At 69.0% G+C, this 3,886-nt stretch carries 4 protein-coding genes; 2 read left to right on the forward strand and 2 right to left on the reverse strand.

Features of this window, described 5'->3' with window-relative positions; all coding sequences use genetic code 11:
- Nucleotides 1-30: 30 nt before the first annotated feature.
- Together ACFWYW_RS59010 and ACFWYW_RS59015 are read right to left on the reverse strand one after the other, a co-directional pair.
- A complete protein-coding gene (locus ACFWYW_RS59010) occupies nt 31-795 on the reverse strand; it encodes a site-specific integrase (protein ID WP_379625689.1) in 765 nt (254 codons plus the stop codon).
- Complete coding sequence (locus ACFWYW_RS59015; RefSeq protein WP_379625691.1) at nt 756-1,967, reverse strand: hypothetical protein; 1,212 nt, start codon at nt 1,965-1,967, stop codon at nt 756-758. Before ACFWYW_RS59015 ends, ACFWYW_RS59010 begins: the two co-directional genes overlap by 40 nt.
- Nucleotides 1,968-2,924: 957 nt before the next feature.
- Here ACFWYW_RS59015 and ACFWYW_RS59020 point away from each other — a divergent pair.
- Nucleotides 2,925-3,314: a hypothetical protein gene (locus ACFWYW_RS59020; protein WP_379625693.1), complete on the forward strand. Its 390-nt coding sequence runs from the start codon at nt 2,925-2,927 to the stop codon at nt 3,312-3,314.
- Nucleotides 3,315-3,684: 370 nt separating this feature from the next.
- Nucleotides 3,685-3,886: hypothetical protein (locus ACFWYW_RS59025; protein WP_379625695.1), on the forward strand; the 202-nt coding region annotated here is incomplete at its 3' end.

Below are 3,886 nucleotides of genomic sequence, written 5' to 3' on the forward strand. Positions count from 1 at the left end.
GCGCACGCTGACCCACCTCCCTTCTCCGACCTAGTTGGTGGGCAGGTGGATCACCGTCCCACCGTCCTCGCCGGATGCCGCACCCTTCACTCCCGCTCGTGTGGCCCGGCGAGTAGGTGGTTGCGGCCGGGGTGTGGGTGCGGGGGTTCCGGTCAGGAACGCGGCGGTCGCCTCGGCCGCTGCTGCGGCGGCTTCGGGGTAGACGCTGATGTAGGTGTCGCGGGTAAAGGACGCCGTGCGGTGCCCGAGCGCTTTCTGCACGAGGACGGCATCCGCCCCGGCCGCGAGCATCGCTGTGGCCGCCAGGTGCCGTAGGTCATGGAGGCGGATCGGTGGCAGTCCGGCCTGGTAGCAGATCGCGTAGAAGCGGTCCGTCACCTGCTGCGGGTGCAGGGGCCGGCCGATCTCGTCGGTGAAGACGAACCCGGACTCCACCCAGTCCGCGCCTGCGGCCAGCCGCTCCCGCGCCTGCCGCCGTTCGTGCTCTTTCAGCCAGGTCATCGACTCGGCGTCGACCGCGATCTCCCGGTCGCTGGCATCGGTCTTCGGGGTGCCCTGGATGGGGTCCCAGCCGAGCTGGGTGATCTGCCAGTGAATCCCGATCCGGCCCGCCTGGTAGTTCACATCCGGTTTGCGGATACCGACCCCTTCACCCCGGCGCAGGCCGTTGATCGCATACAGCCGGTAGAGGGCGAACAGGCGATCCCTTCGGGCGTAGGTGAGGAACTGCTGGGTCTGCTGCGGGGTCCACACCATCACCGGTGAGGGGCGCGGCGCACCGATGTAGGCGACCACGGGATCGACCCGCTTACCCTCCTTGCCCCCTTGCCCTCACGAGCCCGCCTGAGCAGGTCCAGATGGGCGGCGTGATCATGGCGCCATTGGGCGACCCGCTCCTCGGTCCACACCAGCGCCTTGGGCCGGGAGGCGGCAGCGAGTTCGACGACGGCGGCGGGGTTGAAGGCCAGCAACCTGTCCTGCTTGATGGCGATGTTCAGCGCGTGGCGCAGGGTGGCGCGGATGCGGTGCATGGTGGTGGGGCCGACCGGACGCCGGTAGCGCACCGCCCTTGCGCGGGTGGGGTCGCCGCTGGTGCGTTCGGTGGCGATGATGTCGTTGAACTCCTCGATCGCGTCGAACATGCCCGCGATGTCGGAGACGCGGAGCCGGTCCAGCCGGATGTCCCCCAGGTACGGCTTGAGGTAGAGCCGGATGTGCGACTCGTACGAGCGCCGGGTGGTCGGCTCGATGGCGCGCTTGCGCTTGAGGAACTCCTCCAGCCACTCGCCGACGGTGATGTGCCGGTTCAGATCTTGATGGGTGCGGACCTTGCGCCGTACCTCCTCGGTGTCGGGAAGCTGCTGGGTGGTCTTGAGTACCGAGAGCATCAGTGTGGTGATCTGCCTGCGGACGGCGGGGTCGGGGTCCAGGGCGAGCAGGCCGCGGGCGTGATCCAGGTCCGCCTCGGCATCCTCCAGCGTGGCGAACCCCCTGCGGCGTAGCGGGTTGCGGCGCTTGCCGTCGGCGTGCGCGGGGAGTTCGAGCTGGTAGGCCCAGGTGCCGTGCGTCGAACTCCACCGTTTCCGCCGTTGGCGTGCGTGGTGCGCAGCTTCGGGCAGGTCTTGCCGATGTTCTTGCCGGTGTCGGGATCGATGCAGGCGCAGATCTTGTGCGTGGTGCCTTTGGCGACGGTCGGCTCCTTGACCGCCGCCTTCGTCGTGGTCGGGTTGTTGGCCATCGTGGTCATCCCCTCTCTCGCATGAGGCGGTCATCGCCGCCTTGTCCTTCTGGCTGGTCGAGGAGCGCCCGCAACCCGCGCACCGGCACGGGAACGCACCCGCCTGGGCGAGCCGGTAGGTCTTGGTGCGGCCCATGCCGAGCAGCCGTCCGGCCGCCAGCAGGCTCACCACCTCCGCTCGCCCGGCCGTCTCGGCGTCGAGGGGCTGGTCCGGGGTCGTGCTGGTCATGCATCACCTCCATGCGCGTGAATGAATAGGTGCCGGTCCGGGGCGCGCGGGATGCGCGACCCGTGCGGCCAGGCGGGCTGTAGTGGGCGCTACGCCGCCAACCCCGCCCGCCCCCGGCACACGGGGCCGGGGTGTAGCCGACCCGTTGGCGACGGGCCGGTCACAGCCCCCGGCGTGCCGGGTTCGGTGCGGGTGGGTTGGTGGCGGCGGTATCGACACCCACCTCCATGGCCCGTGTCAAGCAAAGTCCGCAGGTCAGGGCTCGAACCCCTGTTCGCGGCCGGTATCCGGGCCAGGAACGGTGGGCGGTTGACGACGAGTTCGCCGCGAGGATCAGCGGGCACTACGGCAGGTGCGCCGTAGTCGTTGTGGACGTCGTGGTCGAGGGTGATGCGGTGGTTGATGGGCTTGGTCATGTGGGTGTGGCCCGAGCACCGGGTCACTGATCCCTGTCACTTATCTAAATACCTGCGGCGAGGGTCGAATTGGGACGGGCCGTCAAGCAAAGATCGCGTCATGCCGGTCCGTACCCGTTCGTCGAGGGGCCTCTTTCTCGGTTGTTCGCAGGCTGTGGACGGTCTGTGGCAGCGGTGCCGCTTGCCCGATCATCGAGGCCCTCCCGGCGTCCGGTCGGGCGCTCTCGCGCCTACCTAGGCCCGTTCACTCAACGTGTCTGCTCGATTACGTCCACACTGGTGCGGCAGACGGGTCGAATGCGGCGTGCGGGTCGGATGCTGGAGGGGGGCTGGCTCGTTCGGGGGCGTCCTGGCCCGGTCGTCTCCCGCGCCGGGCCAGTGCTTCGCTCCATCGCGGCCCAGCCGTCAGCACCTACCCCACAACCGGCGCTGTTTTCGCACGTCACAGCGTTTTCGTACAAGTTCTGGGCAGCCCCTGGCGGGGGCGGCATACGCCGAGATCAAGCCCCTGCACTGCGTGAGGCCACGGGAGGTGGACAGGATGCCGAACCGCAAGGATGAGCTGGCCGGACGCCGCTTCGTCCATCTCGTGGAGGGACTGAAGGCGATGATGGCCGCCAAACTGAGGCCGGAGTGCGGCGGCTTCTTCGGCCAGGTCCTGCTCAACCGTGAGGCGGTTGCGGGGCTGGGTGGGGCGGTCGAGGTTCGCAAAGCCGTCTGTGTCGCCGGTCGCCAGCTCGGCTGGAAGGTCCGCACCCACGTCAGCGAGGTCGGGATGCTGCTGGTGATGGATGAGCGCGACGCCCCCAAGGCGATCCAGATGCTGGCCGCCCGCCGTACGGCCGAGGCCACCGCCGCCCTCCTCACCGCCGCCCAGAACGAGGCCCGCATGCGCGCCGTACCAGCCAGCCCGCCTTCCCTGGCCAGCTGAACGATCCCGGCCAGGACCTCTGAGTGCCTGACCGGCGGCCATCGAACGCCCACGGGCCCGGCGGGCGGCAATCCGGGGTCGGGGTGGGGTGCGGAACGCCGTACCGGCCGCTGTAGGGCCGTACCGGGCCCACAGTCGCCCGTACCGTGATGCCTACCCGCCCGACGCTGTGGCGGTGTCAGGTGACGCCACGGGTCCGGCATTTCATCGGTTCCGAAATCCGCAGGTTCATCGTCGCAGGTCCGAGGGTGCCTGGTCGTAAATCCGCAGGTGAGCGACTTGTTGCTTGTTGGAAACGTGTGGTCACGCAGAGCGATGTGACCGATACTGGCCGGGACATCTCCAGTACTTCTCAGTGAAGGAGCCCCCCGTGCCCGTGTCCGCTGTCCGGCTCGCCGCGTTCCCGCTCGTCGTCACCCTCTCCGAGTACCCCGACGAGCCGATCAAGATTCGGGCCAAGCACAAGGTGGCCGGCATGCTCCTGCTCTACCGCCACCAGGTCAAGAGCCTCGACCAAGCTGGAACGTGCCCGGCGCCTACATCCTGCTCGACCGCCCCGACAGCGAGGGCCG

Origin of the sequence: Nonomuraea sp. NPDC059023, from assembly GCF_042740095.1 — a bacterium.
Classification (GTDB): Bacteria; Actinomycetota; Actinomycetes; order Streptosporangiales; family Streptosporangiaceae; genus Nonomuraea.

Excerpts from the sequence above, each read along its gene's own strand:
- ACFWYW_RS59015 (WP_379625691.1), bottom strand. The coding sequence starts at position 1,967 with ATGACCAGCACGACCCCGGACCAGCCCCTCGACGCCGAGACGGCCGGG.
- ACFWYW_RS59020 (WP_379625693.1), top strand. The coding sequence starts at position 2,925 with ATGCCGAACCGCAAGGATGAGCTGGCCGGACGCCGCTTCGTCCATCTC.